Source organism: Pseudomonas sp. BE134, assembly GCF_031456105.1.
Taxonomy (GTDB): Bacteria; Pseudomonadota; Gammaproteobacteria; order Pseudomonadales; family Pseudomonadaceae; genus Aquipseudomonas.
On the sequence record NZ_JAVDUA010000007.1, the window covers coordinates 13,875 to 31,993 of the forward strand.

15 protein-coding genes are annotated in these 18,119 nt (G+C 58.6%); 6 read left to right on the forward strand and 9 right to left on the reverse strand.

Annotation, left to right across the window (positions count from 1 at the left end):
* The 5 genes from pcaG to pcaC all read left to right on the forward strand — a co-directional run bounded on the left by pcaG (position 1) and on the right by pcaC (position 4,697).
* On the forward strand, positions 1-567 hold the full coding sequence (gene pcaG, locus J2Y56_RS07775; RefSeq protein ID WP_310337683.1) for a protocatechuate 3,4-dioxygenase subunit alpha: 567 nt from the start codon (positions 1-3) through the stop codon (positions 565-567).
* Between the two features lie 208 nt (positions 568-775).
* Positions 776-2,080 carry an MFS family transporter gene (locus tag J2Y56_RS07780; RefSeq protein ID WP_007947291.1) on the forward strand — a complete coding sequence of 435 codons (1,305 nt, stop codon included), beginning with the start codon at positions 776-778 and terminating at the stop codon, positions 2,078-2,080.
* A 46-nt stretch (positions 2,081-2,126) separates the two neighbouring features.
* Positions 2,127-3,491, forward strand: a complete 1,365-nt coding sequence (locus tag J2Y56_RS07785) for a 3-carboxy-cis,cis-muconate cycloisomerase (protein ID WP_007947292.1) — start codon at positions 2,127-2,129, stop codon at positions 3,489-3,491.
* 11 nt (positions 3,492-3,502) lie between these two features.
* Positions 3,503-4,294: a 3-oxoadipate enol-lactonase gene (gene pcaD / locus J2Y56_RS07790; RefSeq protein ID WP_310349588.1), complete on the forward strand. Its 792-nt coding sequence runs from the start codon at positions 3,503-3,505 to the stop codon at positions 4,292-4,294.
* Positions 4,295-4,304: 10 nt separating this feature from the next.
* Positions 4,305-4,697, forward strand: a complete 393-nt coding sequence (gene pcaC / locus J2Y56_RS07795; protein WP_007947294.1) for a 4-carboxymuconolactone decarboxylase — start codon at positions 4,305-4,307, stop codon at positions 4,695-4,697.
* Positions 4,698-4,824: 127 nt separating this feature from the next.
* Here pcaC and J2Y56_RS07800 read toward each other — a convergent pair whose 3' ends face one another.
* The 8 genes from J2Y56_RS07800 to J2Y56_RS07835 form a co-directional block, all read right to left on the reverse strand.
* Positions 4,825-5,646: a methyltransferase domain-containing protein gene (locus tag J2Y56_RS07800; RefSeq protein ID WP_310349590.1), complete on the reverse strand. Its 822-nt coding sequence runs from the start codon at positions 5,644-5,646 to the stop codon at positions 4,825-4,827.
* 37 nt (positions 5,647-5,683) lie between these two features.
* A complete protein-coding gene (locus J2Y56_RS07805; protein ID WP_310349593.1) occupies positions 5,684-6,445 on the reverse strand; it encodes a DUF3050 domain-containing protein in 762 nt (253 codons plus the stop codon).
* 232 nt (positions 6,446-6,677) lie between these two features.
* Positions 6,678-7,052 (reverse strand): DUF1641 domain-containing protein, encoded by a 375-nt coding sequence (locus tag J2Y56_RS07810; protein WP_310349594.1) that lies wholly within the window; start codon positions 7,050-7,052, stop codon positions 6,678-6,680.
* 23 nt (positions 7,053-7,075) lie between these two features.
* A complete protein-coding gene (locus J2Y56_RS07815) occupies positions 7,076-8,266 on the reverse strand; it encodes an FAD/NAD(P)-binding oxidoreductase (RefSeq protein ID WP_310337689.1) in 1,191 nt (396 codons plus the stop codon).
* Between the two features lie 190 nt (positions 8,267-8,456).
* Positions 8,457-9,719, reverse strand: coding sequence for an OprD family porin (locus J2Y56_RS07820; RefSeq protein WP_310349597.1), 1,263 nt, complete (start codon positions 9,717-9,719; stop codon positions 8,457-8,459).
* 435 nt (positions 9,720-10,154) lie between these two features.
* On the reverse strand, positions 10,155-11,615 hold the full coding sequence (gene emhC / locus J2Y56_RS07825) for an efflux RND transporter outer membrane subunit EmhC (RefSeq protein WP_007947629.1): 1,461 nt from the start codon (positions 11,613-11,615) through the stop codon (positions 10,155-10,157).
* Entirely contained in the window at positions 11,612-14,776 is a 3,165-nt protein-coding gene (emhB, locus tag J2Y56_RS07830; RefSeq protein ID WP_310349599.1) for an efflux RND transporter permease subunit EmhB, read from the reverse strand. Before emhB ends, emhC begins: the two co-directional genes overlap by 4 nt.
* 3 nt (positions 14,777-14,779) lie before the next feature.
* Entirely contained in the window at positions 14,780-15,937 is a 1,158-nt protein-coding gene (locus J2Y56_RS07835) for an efflux RND transporter periplasmic adaptor subunit (RefSeq protein WP_007947627.1), read from the reverse strand.
* 265 nt (positions 15,938-16,202) lie between these two features.
* Here J2Y56_RS07835 and emhR point away from each other — a divergent pair, with 265 nt between their 5' ends.
* Complete coding sequence (gene emhR / locus J2Y56_RS07840; RefSeq protein ID WP_007947625.1) at positions 16,203-16,835, forward strand: efflux system transcriptional repressor EmhR; 633 nt, start codon at positions 16,203-16,205, stop codon at positions 16,833-16,835.
* Between the two features lie 224 nt (positions 16,836-17,059).
* On the opposite strand, the gene J2Y56_RS07845 is transcribed toward emhR, so the two are convergent.
* Positions 17,060-18,109 (reverse strand): alkene reductase, encoded by a 1,050-nt coding sequence (locus J2Y56_RS07845; RefSeq protein WP_310349601.1) that lies wholly within the window; start codon positions 18,107-18,109, stop codon positions 17,060-17,062.
* Between the last annotated feature and the right edge of the window lie 10 nt (positions 18,110-18,119).

Genomic DNA, 18,119 nt, shown 5'->3' on the forward strand with positions numbered 1-18,119 from the left:
ATGACGCTGAACGCGACCACGTCCCATACCGTCGGGCCGTATTACCACATCGGCCTGACCTGGCTGAACCGCGAAGACCTGACCGTTGCACAAACCCTCGGCGAGCGCGTGGCGATCACCGGGCAAGTTGTCGATGGCAACGGCGATGTCGTCAATGACGCGATGCTGGAAGTCTGGCAGGCCAACGCCGCCGGCAAGTACGACCATCCAGAAGATGATCAGGACAAACCACTGGACCCGAACTTCGAAGGCTTTGGCCGGGTGCCGGTGGATGCCGAAGGGCGCTTTCGGTTCACTACCATCAAGCCGGGCACGGTTGAAGGCCTGAAAGGCTCGACCCAGGCGCCGCACCTGGTGGTGCTGGTGTTTGCTCGCGGGCTGGTCAAGCACTTGCTGACGCGGATTTACTTCGATGGCGAACCGGCCAACGTGGCGGATCCGCTACTGGAATGTGTTCCGGCCGAGCGCCGCAGCACGTTGCTGGCGAAGCAGGATGCGTTGGGTGTCTATCAGTGGAATGTGATTTTGCAGGGCACTGATGCCGAGACGGTGTTCTTCGATTATTGAGAACACCGGAAATCCCTGTAGGAGTGAGCCTGCTCGCGATTGCGGAGTGTCATTCAGCATTGATGGCACTGATACACCGCAATCGCGAGCAGGCTCGCCCCCACAGGGGGGATCTCCAACAGGGAGATCTGTGTTGCTGATGTATTTGCGGAACGGGATTGTTGCGAAGTGTGTCTAGACTCTCAACGTCCCCATTGAGTGAAAAACAATGACTACGCCCACAGCTATTGAAGCTCATTACACCGGTGAAGAACGCAGCAAGCGGATCTTCGCCATTGTCGGCGCTTCGTCCGGCAACCTCGTCGAATGGTTCGACTTCTACGTTTACGCCTTTTGCGCGATCTATTTTGCGCCAGCCTTTTTCCCGTCCGACAACCCAACCGTGCAGCTGGTCAACACCGCTGGCGTATTCGCCGCCGGGTTCCTGATGCGTCCCATCGGCGGCTGGATTTTCGGGCGGCTGGCGGACAAGCACGGGCGCAAGAATTCGATGCTCATCTCGATTCTGATGATGTGCTTCGGTTCGTTGCTCATCGCTTGCCTGCCGACCTACAAGGACATCGGCGTCTGGGCCCCGATCCTGTTGCTGTTCGCACGTTTGATTCAAGGTTTGTCGGTGGGCGGGGAGTACGGCACCACCGCCACCTACATGAGTGAAGTCGCGCTCAAAGGCCAGCGCGGCTTCTTCGCCTCGTTCCAATACGTGACGCTGATTGGAGGGCAGTTGCTGGCGGTGTCGCTGGTGGTGGTCCTGCAACAGTTCCTCACTGAAGATGAGTTGCGCGCCTACGGCTGGCGGATTCCGTTTGTAGTCGGTGCGCTGGCTGCGTTGGTTTCGCTGTACCTGCGTCGTTCACTGAAAGAAACCAGCAGCAAGGAAATGCGCGAAAACAAGGACGCCGGCAGCATCAGTGCGCTGTTCCGCGACCATAAAGCCGCATTCATTACCGTGCTCGGTTATACCGCCGGTGGCTCGCTGATTTTCTACACCTTCACCACGTACATGCAGAAGTACCTGGTGAACACCGCCGGCATGCAAGCCAAGACCGCCAGCTACATCATGACCGGCGCGCTGTTCCTTTATATGTGCATGCAACCGTTCTTCGGCATGCTCGCGGACAAGATTGGCCGACGTAACTCGATGCTCTGGTTCGGCGCCCTCGGGACGTTGTGCACCGTGCCGATTCTGTTGAGCCTCAAAAGTGTCAGCAGTCCGTTCCTGGCCTTTGTGCTGATTACCGTGGCACTGGCAATCGTGAGCTTTTACACCTCGATCAGTGGCCTGGTAAAAGCCGAGATGTTCCCGCCGGAGGTGCGTGCCCTGGGTGTCGGCCTGGCCTACGCGGTGGCGAATGCGATCTTCGGCGGTTCGGCGGAATACGTTGCCCTGAGCCTGAAAGCCGTGGGCATGGAAAACTCCTTCTACTGGTACGTTACGGTAATGATGGCGGTGGCGTTCCTGTTCAGTTTGCGTCTGCCGAAACAGGCGAAGTATTTGCACCACGACCTTTGATCTTTACGCGCGGGCCTGACGGGCTCGCGCCTCCAGGGACTGTTTTATGAACGAGCGACCGGGCAATCAATTGTTCGATGCCTATTTCACTGCACGCGATATGCGTGAAGTGTTCTGTGATCAAGGCCGCGTTCAGGCCATGCTCGATTTCGAAGCCGCACTGGCCCGGGCCGAGGCGCGTGTCGGGCTGATTCCGCAAACGGCTGTCGCCCCCATTGAAGCCGCGTGTCAGGCCGGGCATTACGATTTCGCCGCCCTCGGCGAGGCCATTGCCACGGCAGGCAATTCCGCCATCCCATTGGTCAAGGCGTTGGGCAAGCAGATCGCAGCCAGTGATGCCGAAGCCGAGCGCTACGTGCATTTGGGTGCGACCAGCCAGGACGTGATGGACACCGGTCTGGTGTTGCAATTGCGTGAGGCGCTGGCGCTGATCGAAAGTGATCTGGCGCAACTGGGCGACACCCTCGCGACTCAAGCCGGACGTCATGTCGCCACCCCCTTGGCTGGCCGCACGTGGTTGCAGCATGCAACACCGGTCACCCTCGGCATGAAAATCGCCGGTTGGCTGGGTGCGGTCACTCGCAGCCGTCAACGTTTGCAAGAGCTCAAGCCACGTCTGTTGGTGCTGCAATTCGGCGGCGCCTCCGGAACCCTGGCCGCACTGGGCGAACAGGCGATGCCGATTGCTGAAGCCCTGGCCGAAGAACTGCAACTGACCTTGCCGGAGCAGCCTTGGCACACCCAGCGTGATCGTCTGGTGGAGTTTGGTTCGGTGCTGGGATTGATTGCCGGCAGCCTGGGCAAACTCGGCCGCGACATCAGCCTGTTGATGCAAACCGAGGCGGGCGAAGTCTTCGAACCATCGGCGCCCGGCAAGGGCGGTTCCTCGACCATGCCGCACAAGCGCAACCCGGTGGGCGCAGCGGTGCTGATCGGTGCGGCGACTCGCGTTCCCGGTTTGCTCTCGACCCTCTTCAGCGCCATGCCGCAAGAACACGAACGCAGCCTCGGTCTGTGGCATGCGGAGTGGGAAACCTTGCCAGAGATTTGCTGCCTGGTGTCCGGCGGCCTCAAGCAAGCGTTGCTGGTGGCGCAGGGGATGGAAGTGGACGCGAATCGCATGGCGCGCAACCTCGATTTGACCCAAGGCCTGGTGCTGGCCGAAGCGGTGAGCATCGTCCTCGCCCAACGGGTCGGCCGCGACACCGCGCATCATCTGTTGGAACTCTGCTGCAAGCGTGCGGTGGCTGAACAGCGTCATCTGCGCGCCGTCCTCGGTGACGAACCGCAAGTGACCGCCGAGCTTTCTGATGCTGAACTTGATCGTCTGCTGGACCCCGCCCATTACCTCGGCCAGGCCCATACCTGGGTCGAGCGGGCGGTGGCTGAACATTCTGCGTTGACTGCCTGAAGGAGATTGCTGTGGCTTTTGTACAACTCGCCGAGGGCGAACTGCACTACCAACTTGATGGGCCTGAGGATGCACCGGTATTGGTGCTGTCCAACTCGCTGGGCACCGACCTGCACATGTGGGACGCGCAAATTGCGGCGTTCACCGAGCATTTGCGCGTGTTGCGTTTCGACACCCGTGGCCACGGCCAATCGCTGGTGACACCTGGCCCGTACAGCATTGAACAACTGGGCCGCGACGTGTTGGCGCTGCTGGATGCGTTGCACATTGAACGCGCGCATTTCTGTGGGTTGTCGATGGGCGGATTGATCGGCCAATGGCTGGGGATCAATGCCGGTGATCGATTGAACAAACTGGTGGTGTGCAACACCGCCGCGAAAATCGGCGACCCGTCGATCTGGAACCCGCGCATTGAAACTGTATTGCGCGACGGTCCGGCCGCGATGGTCGCGCTGCGCGATGCCTCGATTGCACGCTGGTTTACCCCGGACTTTGCCGAAGCCAACCCAGCTGCCGCGAAGCGAATCACCGACATGCTGGCCGCCACTTCGCCTCAAGGCTACGCGGCCAATTGCGCGGCGGTGCGTGATGCCGACTTCCGTGAGCAGTTGTCTTCGATCAAGGCGCCGCTGCTGGTCATTGCTGGTACCGAAGACGCGGTCACGCCGCCATCCGGCGGACACTTCATTCAAGAACATGTGCAGGGCGCCGAATACGCAGAGTTCTATGCTGCGCATTTGTCCAACGTCCAGGCCGACGCTGCGTTCAGCGAGCGAGTGTTGGCGTTTTTGAACGCTCATTAAGGGGATTGTTGTGGACGAGAAACAACGTTACGACGAAGGCATGAAAGTCCGTCGCGCAGTGCTCGGCGACGCTCACGTCGACCGCAGCCTGACGACCCTGACCGAGTTCAACTCGGAATTTCAGGAGATGATCACCCGCCACGCCTGGGGCGACATCTGGACCCGCCCGGGCCTGCCGCGCCACACCCGCAGCCTGATCACCATTTCCATGCTGATCGGCATGAACCGCGAGGGCGAACTCAAACTGCACCTGCGCGCCGCCGCCAACAATGGCGTGACCCGTGGCGAGATCAAGGAAGTGATCATGCAGAGCGCGATCTACTGCGGCATCCCGGCGGCGAATGCGACGTTCCACTTGGCGGAGTCGGTTTGGGATGAGTTGGGGGTTGAGTCGCGGGAGTAACATTCGGTTTTTTTGTTGCCTGTACTGACGCCATCGCGGGCAAGCCACGCTCCCACAGGGGAATGCGTTTCAATTGTGGGAGCGGCGGTGCGACGATTCGACTTGCCCGCGATTCCGATGTCATGGCTTACACAGTGGCCACAATGAAAACCCGCTTGAACGGAAACAACGTATGCCCATCCCCCTCCTGCGGGTAATGCGCATGCACCCGCCTCATGAAGTGATAGATGAACCGCGCCTGTTCGTCATCCTTCAATCCCTGCATTACCTCTCGTAACGCCGACACCTTGACCCAGTCATAAATCGGCGACTTGCCGTCGACGACCTGTAGCTGCTCGGTTTCCCAGATATCCAGCGTTGCACAGCGCGGCGCCAGCAGACGGTAGTAGTCCTCAAGCGACAACAATGGCCGCCGCGCCATGCTTTCACGTAGCTGCGGGGTGCCCAGCGGTTGCCCGTCGTGGCCACCACTGTCGAGGGTGTCGAGCATTAGCCGATACCACATCGCATCGCGCCAATCGGGCATGTGCGCCGCCAGACAACCACCCGGGTTCAAATGCTTGAGCAATCGAGGCAACAGCTGTGGATGATCGTCGATGAAATGCAGCACGGCAGCGGCAAACAGCAAGTCAGCGGGCTGTTCGGGTTGCCAGTTTTGCAGGTCGCACTGTTTCCATCGGGCCCTGATCGGCAGACTTCTGGACTCTTGAAGCATTTGCTCCGAACTGTCGATGCCCATCAAGTTCGCTCGGGGCCAGCGCTTGGCGAGAGCCTGCGTCGCAATGCCTGTGCCGCAACCCAGATCGTAGATGTGTTTGGGATTTTTGATGTCGACACGATCAAGCAGTTCATTCACCGGTCGTTGTCGAAGTCGGGAGAATTGCTGGTAGGCCTTGCCGTCCCAGTCGGTAGTGCTTACTGAAACCTTAAGCTCTCGTTGTGTGGGCATCAGGTGGTCCTCTCTATCCTTGAGTGGCAGTGAATGACTAGGCATATGCATCCGATTTTTTTATTTCTCGATAGATACCGTTCCATAACTTGATTCGGTGTTCGATCGCGTCAATGGCCGCTTGCAGTGCTTTTTCCCGCACCTGCGGCGTGATGATTAAACGAGACAGTATTTTTTGTGCGCCAGGGCCATGGTCGCCGCTGTCTACTTCGATGTGTCGATTAAGGTAATAAGTCAACTTCGGCGCTTGATGAGCCGTTAGCCCCCAGCGCTCCATTAGAGTTTGGAACATTTGGGGGATTGGGTCTTCACGGCCAAAAAGAAAGCTGCTGGCCACTTCGGCAGTTGAGCTGTTGCGCGCTGTCTTAATCGTATGTTTGACAAATGTCTTTACGTACGCCGGAGCGCGGGATTGGTCCAGTGACTTTCCGAGAGAGTAAGAGTAGGCAAATTGACGGATAAAGGTGTCGATTTTTTCAGTGGGTGCACTGACTTCAGTCATGGCATCGAGGTACAGTCGGAAATGACTGACCGGGTGGCCATCATGGCCAATATCCGATTCTTCACCGGTTATGATTTCATTGATGAGGCGAGCGCTGTCTTCATTCAGCACCGGCATCCAAGGCAGCTCTACACAGGTAAAGTCACGCTGCAGGCGTTTGGCCAGGCTCATGAAGTCCCATACTGCAAAGACATGGTGACTCATGAATATTCTGACGTGTTCGACCGAACGAATAGCGCCATAAATCGGGTGTTGAGCCAATCGATCCTGATACGGCCTGAGCTCTTGTTCAAACATGGGTTGCGTCCTTTCGAAGAGGTTTAAACGCGCTGTCCAGCACGGCGTTAAATGGCGATACGCGGTTGATGCAGGTCTGTAAAAAGTCGGTCGTGGTTGACGTCGGTAGATATCTTTCCTCAAGGAACTTTAGAAGTTTGGTAGGGGGGGGTCTACTGTTAGAACTAACAGGTTTTAGGTTTTTTTAATAATAGAGTGGTATCCAATTAGTTCTAACTTAGTCTGCCGGCGGTTACAGTTGTCTTCCGATGACGCTCAGCGTTTTCAAGACAATAGCCACGCCTTTGCGTGTGTCCGGGTCGTTCAGCAATTTGATCAAGGCATAGGCTCCCGGTGGTGCCGGGGCGGCGGCGACCTCGGCTTTGGCCAGACGCACGGCATTGCCTATCATCCAGGTGGACGCCGTAGCGTTTTCGAACAGCTGCGCCAGTTTTTCCACCATCGCAGGGTCCAGCAGGTCAATCATGTCCGAGACCAGCGACAAGGCATCGACAATGTTGTCCAGCCGCCCACCGTCAATCAGCGGCTGAAGTTTTGCCATCAGGGCATTCCACCCCGGCGTACTGCTAGCACTGGCCCCCAGCGTTTCATCCGTCAGTTTATTCACTGTTCACTCCTCCCTGTGCAGGGTCAAAGTATTCCACGGGCAACCGCCCAATACAGGCCACGATTGAAGCCGTTCCTGAGCAAACCGCCGAGTTTGGTCGGCGGTGTCGGCAGCACGTCATGGGCGTAGTCGTACACCAGCGGCATACCGGCATTGAGGCCCATCTGCGCCACGGCCTGAACCCGTCCGTCATACACACTGTTGGGCGCGCCATGGCGAATCTCGGAGGCAATGTTATTGGCGATCACGGGTGCCTGGTTATGGCAGGCGCCCCCGGCCTTGCTCACCGGCAGGTCGACGGTGTCGCCAATCACATAGACGTTTTCCAGGCCATAGACCCGTAACGTTTCGTGGTTGGTCGGCAACCAGCCTTCATCGTTCGGCGCTTGCGAGACGCCGCACTCGCGCACGGCCTCCACGGCGCAAATCGGCGGCGTTGCCATCAGGATGTCGAACGGTTGCGCATCGCCTTCTGTCGAGTAGGCGATATTCTGATCCGGATCGACCCGGTCGAGGGTGAAACCGCGTTGGAAGTGAATATTCTTCTGTTCGAAAATGCCGGGCAATATTTCACCGGTAGGCCGTTGTAGAAACAGGCAGTTGCGCAGCAGCTGTGCGGTGGTCGGGTAGGTGTAGATGATTTCCACATGGTCGCGCACACCCCGACGCCGCAGGAAATCGTCGAGCATCAGCGTTGTTTCAACCGGGGCGATGCCGCATTGATGCGGCACGTTGGGAGTTTGCGGAAAGGACACCGTGATGAAAATCCGACCCTTCTTGATCGTGCTCAGGCGTTCAGCCAATTGTCGGGCGGGTTGATATTGGTAGAAGTGGTCGCCGGCTTCTTTCAAGCCTTCGATACGCTCCGGTGCGGGCACGCAACCAGTGGCAATGACCAGAAAGTCATAGTCATAACGCTTGCCGCAGCGGGTTATCAGACATTGGCCGGGAAAATCGAAGCGAGTGACTTCTTCGACGCGAAAGCTGATTTCCGGGCGCAACAAAGAACGTTCCGGGCGCTTGAGTTCTTCTTCAAAGAACAGGTTGAACGCGACATACATGAACGCAGGTTTGTAGAAGTGATCGGGGGAATTGGACAGTAGTGCAATCGAGACTTCGCCGCGCAGGATTTCTGGATACAACTTGCTGACCAGTTGATTGGCCAGCATGGTTCCACCTACACCGCCACCGACGATAACTATTCGCTTGCTCATACCTGACCTCCTTGGTCATGGCAGCTTCACGTACAGCATCCGGAGATAACGGAAGAAAAAGGGGCTCCTACATCAGGCTGGAGAATTTAAACGCACAGCCTGACTGTATCTGCGGTTGTACATACCGCCAGTACGAAGTGACCAGCGGTTAGCGCCGGCACTCCCTGAGCGTGAGTGCCGGCGCCGAGGTTTATAACAAACTGATCGGATAGTTGATGATCACCCGGTTTTCGTCGAACTCGTTGTTACTGTAGTCGCGGCGCATGGTCGAGTTGCGCCATTTGACGTTGAGGCTTTTCAACGGCCCGCTTTGTACGGTGTAGCCCAGTTCCGACTCGCGACCCCATTCCTTGCCGTCGGTGATGGTGCCGGTGTGGATGTTGTCACCGCTGATGTAGCGGTTCATCAGCGTCAGACCGGGAACGCCGAGGGCGACGAAGTTGTAGTCGTGGCGCACCTGCCAGGATTTTTCCTGGGCGTTGTCGTAGCTGGAGTTATAGCTGTCGTTGGCCAGGGTGCCGCCACTGGTGCCGTTGACGCGCATCCAGAGATCGTCACCGGTGAGTTTTTGCAGGCCGACGTAGAAGGCGTGGCCACCGTGCTTGGCCGAGAGCATGGCGAACCCGGTTTTGTTGTCGAGGTCGCCGGCCAGGGCGCTGCCGTTTTCTTTGCCGATGAAATAGCCCAGGTTGGCGCCGAGGACCCAGTCGCCAATCGGCTGGCTGTGGTTGAGGTTGTAATACTGTTGCTGGTAGAGGTCGCTGAGCTCTGCGTACCAGGCACCGACCTGGGTGCGTTTGTCGTTGAACGTGTATTCGCCGCCGCCGAAGTTGAAACGGTCCGACGTGAAGGCCGCGGATTTGCCGTTCATGAACATGTCATCCATGCTCGCATCGTTGCGCGGACTGTTCTGGCGGAACTGGCCGCCGTAGATCGTCAGGCCGCTGATCTCGGTAGACGTCAGCTGGCCACCCTGGAAGGTTTGTGGCAGCGAGCGGCCATCGTCTGAACGCAGGATCGGCAGTACCGGCATCCATTCGCCGACCTTCACTTCGGTTTTGCTCACTTTCATCTTGCCGGCCACCGCCAGACGACCAAAGTCATCGACCGGGCTGCCGTCGCTGCCAACTGGCAGCAGCTGGGTGCCGCGCGTGCCTTTACCGCCATCGAGTTTGATCGACAACAGGCCCAGCGCATCGACGCCAAAACCGACCGGGCCCTGGGTGAACCCGGACTTGGCATCGAGAATAAAACTCTGCGTCCATTCCTCGGCCTTGCTTTGCGCATTGGTCGGGTTGGTGAAGTTGCGGTTGATGTAGAAGTTGCGCAGGTTGAGCGTGGCCTTGGCGCCGTCGACAAAACCTGATTCCTCGGCTTGGGCGGGCAGGGCGGCAGAGGCCACAGCGATGGCAATCAGGGCGGGGAAGAAATACTGCGCGGTGGAAGGCGTCATGGGCTCGGGTCTCTCTAATTGTTGGGGATGAAGCAGGGCGATGCCGCAACGTCGGGTTGCAGTCAAAAGAACGGATTGGTTAAACGCAGCGCAATCAACCGGACAGGACAGGGCGCGGGGGCATAGGGTGAACCTGATGTTGTTGGTCTTGTGCGACGAATGGTGGGGGGAATGTACTAGATAGTTCAATCAGCGAAAGCGGGATCTGGGCGATTATCGAACATAAGATTGATCTAGTCTTTGTGGTTTACTAATCGGCCTCTTCGCGGGCAAGCCCGCTCCCACATTTTGATATTCTTTAGTCATAAATAGTGTTGCCTGAGGATCCCCTGTGGGAGCGGGCTTGCCCGCGAAGAGGCCAGCGATCACACCACACCTTTTCCCGCAACCAACAAAAAGCCCACCAAAAGGTGGGCTTCTTGTTTTAAAGCACTATCAGAACAACTTCATCTTCGGCGCTTCTTCTTTCAGCGGTTCGACCTTGGCGGTCTGCTGATTCCAGCCGCCACCCAAGGCCTTGTACAGGTTGACCGCGCTGACCAGTTGCGCAAGACGGTCGGTGATCAGTACTTGTTGGGCGTTGAACAGCTGACGCTGGGCATCGAGGAAGGTCAGGTTGCTGTCGACACCGATAAGGTAACGACGCTGGGCCAGACGGTAGTAGTCCTGGTTGGCGGTGACGAAGTCACGCTGAGCCTTCAACTGATCGGTGTAAGTCTGGCGAGCGGCCAGGCCGTCGGCGACTTCCTGGAAGGCCGTTTGAATGGACTTCTCGTAGTTCGCCACGCCGATGTCTTTCTGGATTTTCGAATAATCCAGGCTGGCGCGCAGGCTGCCGGCGTTGAAGATCGGCAAGTTGATCTGCGGCTGGAACAACCAGGTGCCCGAACCGCCCTTGAACAGACCGGACAAGTCCGGGCTCAGGGTGCCGGCGTTGGCCGTCAGGCTGATGCTCGGAAAGAACGCCGCCCGTGCCGCGCCGATGTTGGCGTTGGCGGCCTTGAGGTTGTATTCGGCCTGAAGAATGTCCGGACGACGCTGCAGCAAGTCCGATGGCAGGCCGGCTGGTACGTCGCTGAGCAAATCGTCAGACAGCGGCTTGGCGGCTTGCAGGTTGGCCGGGATGCCGGTGCCGAGCAGCAGCACCAGGCTGTTTTCATCCTGAGCGACCTGACGGGTGTACTTCGCCAATTGCGCCCGGGCGTTTTCCACCGAGGTGCGCGACTGGGCGAGGTCCAGCGCCGACGCCACACCGACCTCGGCACTGCGCGCGGTGAGCTTGTAGCTTTCCTCGAACGCACCGAGGGTGTCCTGGGTGACTTTCAGCAGTTCCTTGTCGGCTTGCCAGGTCAGGTAGGCGTTGGCCACGTTGGCCACCAGGCTGATCTGCGTGCTGCGTCGACCTTCTTCCGTGGCGAAGTATTTTTGCAGCGCTTCTTCGCTGAGGCTGCGAACCCGACCAAACAGGTCGAGTTCATAGGCACTGATGCCGACCGTGGCCGAGTAGGAACTGACGATACCCGACTCGCCGGTCTGCGAAGAGTTTTGCGGAACGCGCTGGCGGTTGCCGCTGCCATTGGCCGATATGGCCGGGAACAGATCGGCACGCTGGATGCGGTATTGAGCTGCAAAGGCATCGATGTTCAGCGCGGCGACACGCAAGTCACGGTTGTTTTCCAGCGCGACCTGAATCAGCTGTTGCAGTGCCGGGTCATGGAAAAACTGCTTCCAGCCTTGCTCCGCCGCAGCCTGGCTCGGTGCCTGGGCCGGCGAGTACGCCGGGCCCTGCGGGTATTGGCCGGCCACCGGTGCCTCAGGCTGCTGATAGTCGGGTATCAGCGAGCAACCACCAAGCACAAACGCGGCGACGGCTAGGGAAAGTAGCGACTTGCTCATTGGCCAGCCTCTTTAGGAGTTTCAGTGGCGTCATCCGGGTCGGCAATTTTGCGCTGACCGATGGACGACACAGTGACGAAGAACAGTGGGACCCAGAAGATCGCCAGAACGGTGGCGGTGATCATACCGCCAATCACTCCGGTGCCGATGGCATGCTGGCTACCCGAACCTGCACCGGTGGAAATGGCCAGTGGCACCACACCCAGGACGAACGCGAGCGAGGTCATGATGATCGGTCGCAAACGCATCCGGCTGGCTTCAATCGCTGCATCGCGCAGGCTGCGCCCTTGCTCATGCAGTTCCTTTGCAAATTCGACAATCAGAATGGCGTTTTTCGCCGCGAGGCCGATGGTCGTCAACAGGCCCACCTGGAAATACACGTCATTGGACAGCCCGCGCAGGCTGGTCGCCATCAGTGCACCGATGATCCCCAAAGGCACCACCAGCATCACCGCAATCGGGATCGACCAACTTTCATACAGTGCCGCCAGACACAGGAACACCATCAGCAGCGACAATGCGTACAGCGCTGGCGCTTGCGAACCGGACAACCGTTCCTCGTATGACAGGCCGGTCCAGGAAATACCCACACCCGCCGGCAGTTTCGCGGCAAGGGCTTCGACTTCGGCCATGGCTTCACCGGTGGAATAACCCGGCGCCGGGGAGCCGAGGATTTCCATCGCTTCGACGCCGTTGTAACGGGCCAGCTTCGGCGATCCGTAAATCCATTCACCCTTGGCAAACGCCGTGAACGGAACCATGGTGCCGGCGCTGTTGCGCACATACCATTTCTTCAAGTCTTCAGGGCTCATGCGCGAGCCAGGCTGGCCTTGTACGTAAACCTTCTTCACTCGACCACGGTCGATGAAGTCGTTGACGTAGCTACTGCCCAGCGCGATCGACAGGGTGTTGTTGATGTCGGCGATGGTAATGCCCAGGGCACTGGCCTTCTCGTCATCGATTTCCAGTTGGTATTGCGGTTCGTCGTTCAGGCCGTTCGGACGGACCTGAGACAGAATCTTGCTTTGCGCGGCCATGCCGAGGAACTGGTTGCGTGCTTGCATCAGTTTTTCGTGACCGATACCGGCACGGTCCTGAAGGAACACGTCGAAACCGGTGGCGTTACCCAGTTCCAGTACCGCCGGAGGCGCGAAGGCAAATACCATGGCATCACGGAAGGTGAAGAAGTGCTGCTGGGCACGGGCCGCCACTTTGAACACGTTGTTGTCGGCGTTACGTTCGTCCCATGGTCGAAGCATGATGAACGCCATACCCGAGCTCTGGCCACGACCGGCGAAGTTGAAACCGGTCACGGTAAACACCGAGTTCACCGCATCGCCTTCACCGCCATCCTTGCTCGGACGCAACAGGAATTCACGCATCTCGTCCACGACCACTTGGGTGCGCTGGGAGGTTGAGCCGGCCGGCGTCTGCACCTGGGCGAACAGTACGCCCTGGTCTTCTTCCGGCAGGAACGCCGTCGGGATACGGGTGAACAGCCAGATCATGCCGACAATGATGAGGAGGTAGGCCAACAGGTACGGTGCCTTGCGCGCGAGCATGCTGCCCACGCCGCGCTCGTAGCTTCTGACGCCCCGGTCGAAGTTGCGGTTGAACCAGCCAAAGAAGCCGCGCTTGGGTACGCCGTGCTCACCCTTGGGAATGGGCTTGAGCATGGTGGCGCAGAGCGCCGGGGTGAAGATCAGCGCAACCAGAACCGACAAGGCCATGGCCGAGACGATGGTGATCGAGAACTGCTTGTAGATCACGCCGGTGGAGCCACTGAAGAACGCCATTGGCAGCAGAACCGCCGACAGCACCAGGGCGATACCCACCAATGCACCCTGGATCTGGCCCATGGATTTCTTGGTGGCTTCCTTGGGCGAGAGGCCTTCTTCGCTCATCACCCGTTCGACGTTTTCCACCACAACGATGGCGTCGTCCACCAGCAAGCCGATGGCCAGGACCATACCGAACATGGTCAGGGTGTTGATACTGAAACCGGCCGCGGCGAGGATGCCGAACGTACCCAGCAATACCACCGGCACGGTCATCGTGGTGATGATGGTGGCGCGGAAGTTTTGCAGGAACAGGAACATCACCAGGAACACCAGTGCGACCGCTTCGACCAGGGTGTGAACCACGCCTTTGATCGACTCGGTCACCACGGGGGTGGTGTCATACGGGAACACCACTTCCATCCCTTCCGGGAAGAAAGGCTTGAGGCTGTCGATGGTCTTGCGCAGGGCTGTGGCGGTATCCAGAGCGTTGGCGCCAGTGGCCAGTTTCACCGCCAGACCGGAAGCCGGGGCGCCGTTGAACTGGGCGTTGATGCTGTAGTTTTCACCACCCAGACCGACGTCAGCGACATCTTTCAAGCGAACCTGCGAGCCATCCTTGTTGACCTTGAGCAGGATCTTGTCGAACTGCTCGGCAGTCTGCAGGCGGGTCTTGCCGATGATCGTGGCGTTCAGTTGTGTGTCGGGCAGGGCAGGCAAGCCGCCAAGCTGGCCGGACGACACCTGGACGTTCTGTGCGGCGATGGCGGTTTTGACATCGATCGGGGTCAGGTTGTAGTTGTTCAACTTGGCCGGGTCGAGCCAGATACGCATGGCGTACTGGGAGCCGAACACCTGGAAGTCACCGACACCGGCGGTCCGCGAGATCGGGTCCTGCATGTTCGATACGATGTAGTTGGACAGGTCGTCCTTGGTCATGCTGCCGTCACGCGAGACCACGCCGATCACCAACAGGAAGTTCTTCACTGCCTTGGTGACGCGGATACCTTGCTGCTGCACTTCTTGCGGCAGCAACGGGGTGGCCAGGTTCAGTTTGTTCTGGACCTGAACCTGCGCGGTATCGGAGTTGGTGCCTTGCTCGAAGGTCGCGGTGATGGTCATGGTGCCGTCGGAGTTACTTTCCGAGGACACATAACGCAAGTGGTCGATACCGTTGAGCTGCTGCTCGATCACCTGCACCACGGTGTCTTGTACCGTTTGTGCCGAAGCACCCGGGTAGGCCACGGAGATGGCGATTGCCGGAGGCGCAATGCTCGGGTATTGGTTGATCGGCAGCTTGAGGATCGATAGTGCCCCGACCAGCATGATCACCAGGGCTATTACCCAGGCGAAAATCGGACGGTCGATAAAAAATTTCGACATGGGTTATTCCCCTTTGCCGCTGGAAGCTTTGTCAGCTGCCTGTGCGGGGGCCGGGTTCTTTGCGCCAACGTTAGTCGCTTCAGTGGCTTTGACTTCGATACCAGGCTTGACGAATTGCAGCCCTTCGGTGATCAGGCGATCGCCTGCCTTCAGGCCGTCCTCGATCAACCATTGGCTACCGACGGTGCGGTTGGCCTTGAGATGGCGCAGTTCGACCTTGTTGTCAGGACCGACGACCAGTGCAGTCGGCGTGCCTTTAAGGTCGCGGGTCACGCCTTGTTGCGGCGCCAGAATCGCTGCCGAGTTCACACCGGCCTGCAATTGAGCGTGAACGAACATGCCCGGCAGAAGGGTGTGTTCAGGGTTCGGGAACACGGCACGCAGGGTGACGGAACCGGTGGTCTGGTCAACCGAGATCTCGGAGAACTCAAGCTTGCCGTCCAGCTTGTACTGGCTGCCGTCTTCGAGGGTCAGCTTGACCGCCGCCGAGTTGTCGCCGGCCTTTTGCAGACGACCGCTTTCCAGTTCGCGGCGCAGTTGCAGCAACTCCACAGAGGATTGGGTCACGTCGACATAGATCGGGTCGATTTGCTGGATCACCGCCATCGGATCAACCTGGCCGCTGGTCACCAGCGCGCCTTCTGTCACGTTGGAGCGACCGATACGACCGGTCAGCGGTGCGTAAACCTTGGTGTAGCGCACGTTGATCTGAGCCGTTTGCAGCGCGGCTTCCGATTGCATCCGGTTGGCTACGGCCGTGTCGTATTCCTGACGGCTTACCGCTTGTTCGGCGACCAGTTGTTTGTAGCGGTCGGAGATCGACTTGGTCTGTTGCAGGTTGGCTTCTGCACTTTTCAACGTGGCGTCATAAACCGACGAATCAATCTGATACAGCTGCTGGCCAATTTTGACGTCGCCGCCTTCCTTGAACATGCGCTTGAGAATGATGCCGTTCACTTGGGGGCGAACTTCGGCGATGCGGTAGGCGCTGGTACGGCCCGGCAGGTCGGATGTCAGGGTGAAGGCTTGGGTTTTCAGAGTGACAACGCCGACCTGAGGAGGCGGTGCGGCTGGTGCGGCTTCTTCCTTTTTGCATCCGCTGAGCAGCGATGCCAAGGCGACGGCAGTGACCAGAGCGGTAACAGCTGACTTGAATTGCATGAAAATCCTCGGGTCCGGCGCGCATCATGCGCACGAGAAAGGTGGAAGGTTAAAAATGGGGTGCTGAGTGGATAAGTAGCTTGCTAAGGAATATACTTACGTTCATGGTTGTTTGTAAACACCTCGGCTGCGTATCCACTTCTCTACAAAAGCCGTTCAAAGGTTTGAATTGCAAGACGGGGACGGCACCCAAGAGCGCTCGCTCCATTTTTATTCAGCTGATGTTCAGACATCGCTGAGGCATCCTGATTGAGGTTTTACTGCCATGGTCCGTCGTACCAAAGAGGAAGCTCAAGAAACCCGCAGCCAGATACTCGAAGCGGCAGAAAAAGCCTTTTATGAAAGGGGCGTGGCGCGTACGACTTTGGCGGACATCGCTACGTTGGCCGGTGTGACTCGCGGTGCTATCTATTGGCATTTCAGCAACAAGGCCGATTTGGTGCAGGCCATGCTGGATACCTTGCATGAGCCACTGGATGAAATGGCCAGGGCCAGTGAAAGCGAGGATGAACTCGATCCGCTCGGTTGCATGCGCAAACTGCTGATTCATTTGTTTCATCAAGTTGCGCTGGATCCAAAGACCCGACGTATCAATGAGATTTTGTTTCATAAGTGCGAATTCACCGATGAAATGTGCGACCTGCGTCAGCAGCGCCGAACGGTCAGCCTGGATTGCAATGTTCGAATTGCCCTGGCCTTGAGTAATGCCGTGAATCGGGGGCAAATGCCCAAAGACCTCGACACGGCACGCGCTGCCATCAGCCTGCATGCCTATATCGACGGCATCCTGTACCAGTGGCTGCTGGCGCCCGACAGCTTTCAATTGCACGCCGACGCCGAGCGTTGGGTGGAGACGGGGCTGGACATGCTGCGCTTGAGCCCAAGCCTGCGCAAATGAAAAAAAAGCGAAATTGGCTTCACGTGTGGTAACTGTCAAAGCGGACGCCGGATTCCATGGGCTGCTTTTATATACGCACACTCGCCAGGATGACAGGTAGCGAGCTACGTAATTTGTACGAAATTTGTGTCGTGGGTGTGAATGAGTGTGAGCTCACCATCTGAAAACGGAAAAAGCCCCGGCTCTGAGGAGTCGGGGCTTTTTTGCATTTCAGTATTTGACGCTTACATCACCGGGTAGTCGATGTAACCCACCGGGCCTTTGCCGTAGAACAGTTCTGGACGCGCGTCGTTCAACGGCGCGTCGGCCTTCAAACGTGCAGGCAGGTCCGGGTTGGCAATGAACGGCACGCCGAAGGCCACTGCATCGGCCTTGCCGCTGGCCAGCCAGGCGTTGGCGCTGTCCTTGGTGAAGCGTTCGTTGGCGATGTACGGGCCACCGAAGGCTTCTTTTAATTGCGGGCCAAGGCTGTCGCCGGCTTCTTTTTCGCGCGAGCAGATGAACGCGATGCCACGTTTGCCCAATTCGCGAGCAACGTAGGTGAAGGTTTCGGCGAGGTTGTCGTCGCCCATGTCATGAGAGTCAGCGCGCGGTGCCAGGTGCACACCGACGCGACCGGCGCCCCAGACTTCGATGGCCGCGTCGGTCACTTCCAGCAGCAGGCGCGCACGGTTTTCCAGGGAACCGCCGTATTGGTCGGTGCGCTGGTTGGTGCTGCTTTGCAGGAACTGGTCGAGCAGGTATCCGTTGGCACCATGGATTTCCACACCGTCAAAACCTGCGGCTTTGGCGTTCTCGGCGCCTGTGCGGTAAGCGTCGACGATGTCGGCGATTTCAGCGGTTTCCAGGGCACGCGGGGTTGGGTAATCCGCCAATGGGCGAACCAGGCTGACGTGGCCTTTTGGCTGGATGGCGCTCGGTGCGACCGGCGCTTCGCCGTTCAGGTATGAGGTGTGAGAAACCCGGCCGACGTGCCACAGTTGCAGGAAGATCTTGCCGCCCGCGCCGTGGATGGCTTTGGTCACGTTAGCCCAGCCGCGTACCTGGTCGTTGGACCAGATGCCCGGGGTGTCCGGGTAGCCGACGCCCATCGGCGTGACCGACGTGGCTTCGCTGAGGATCAGGCCAGCGGAAGCGCGCTGGACGTAGTACTCGGCCATCAGCGCGTTCGGCACGCGACCTTCGTCGGCGCGGCAGCGGGTCAGCGGCGCCATGATGATGCGGTTGGCCAACTCGATGTCGCCCAGTTTGATCGGATCGAAAATAGTCGTCATGAATGCACCC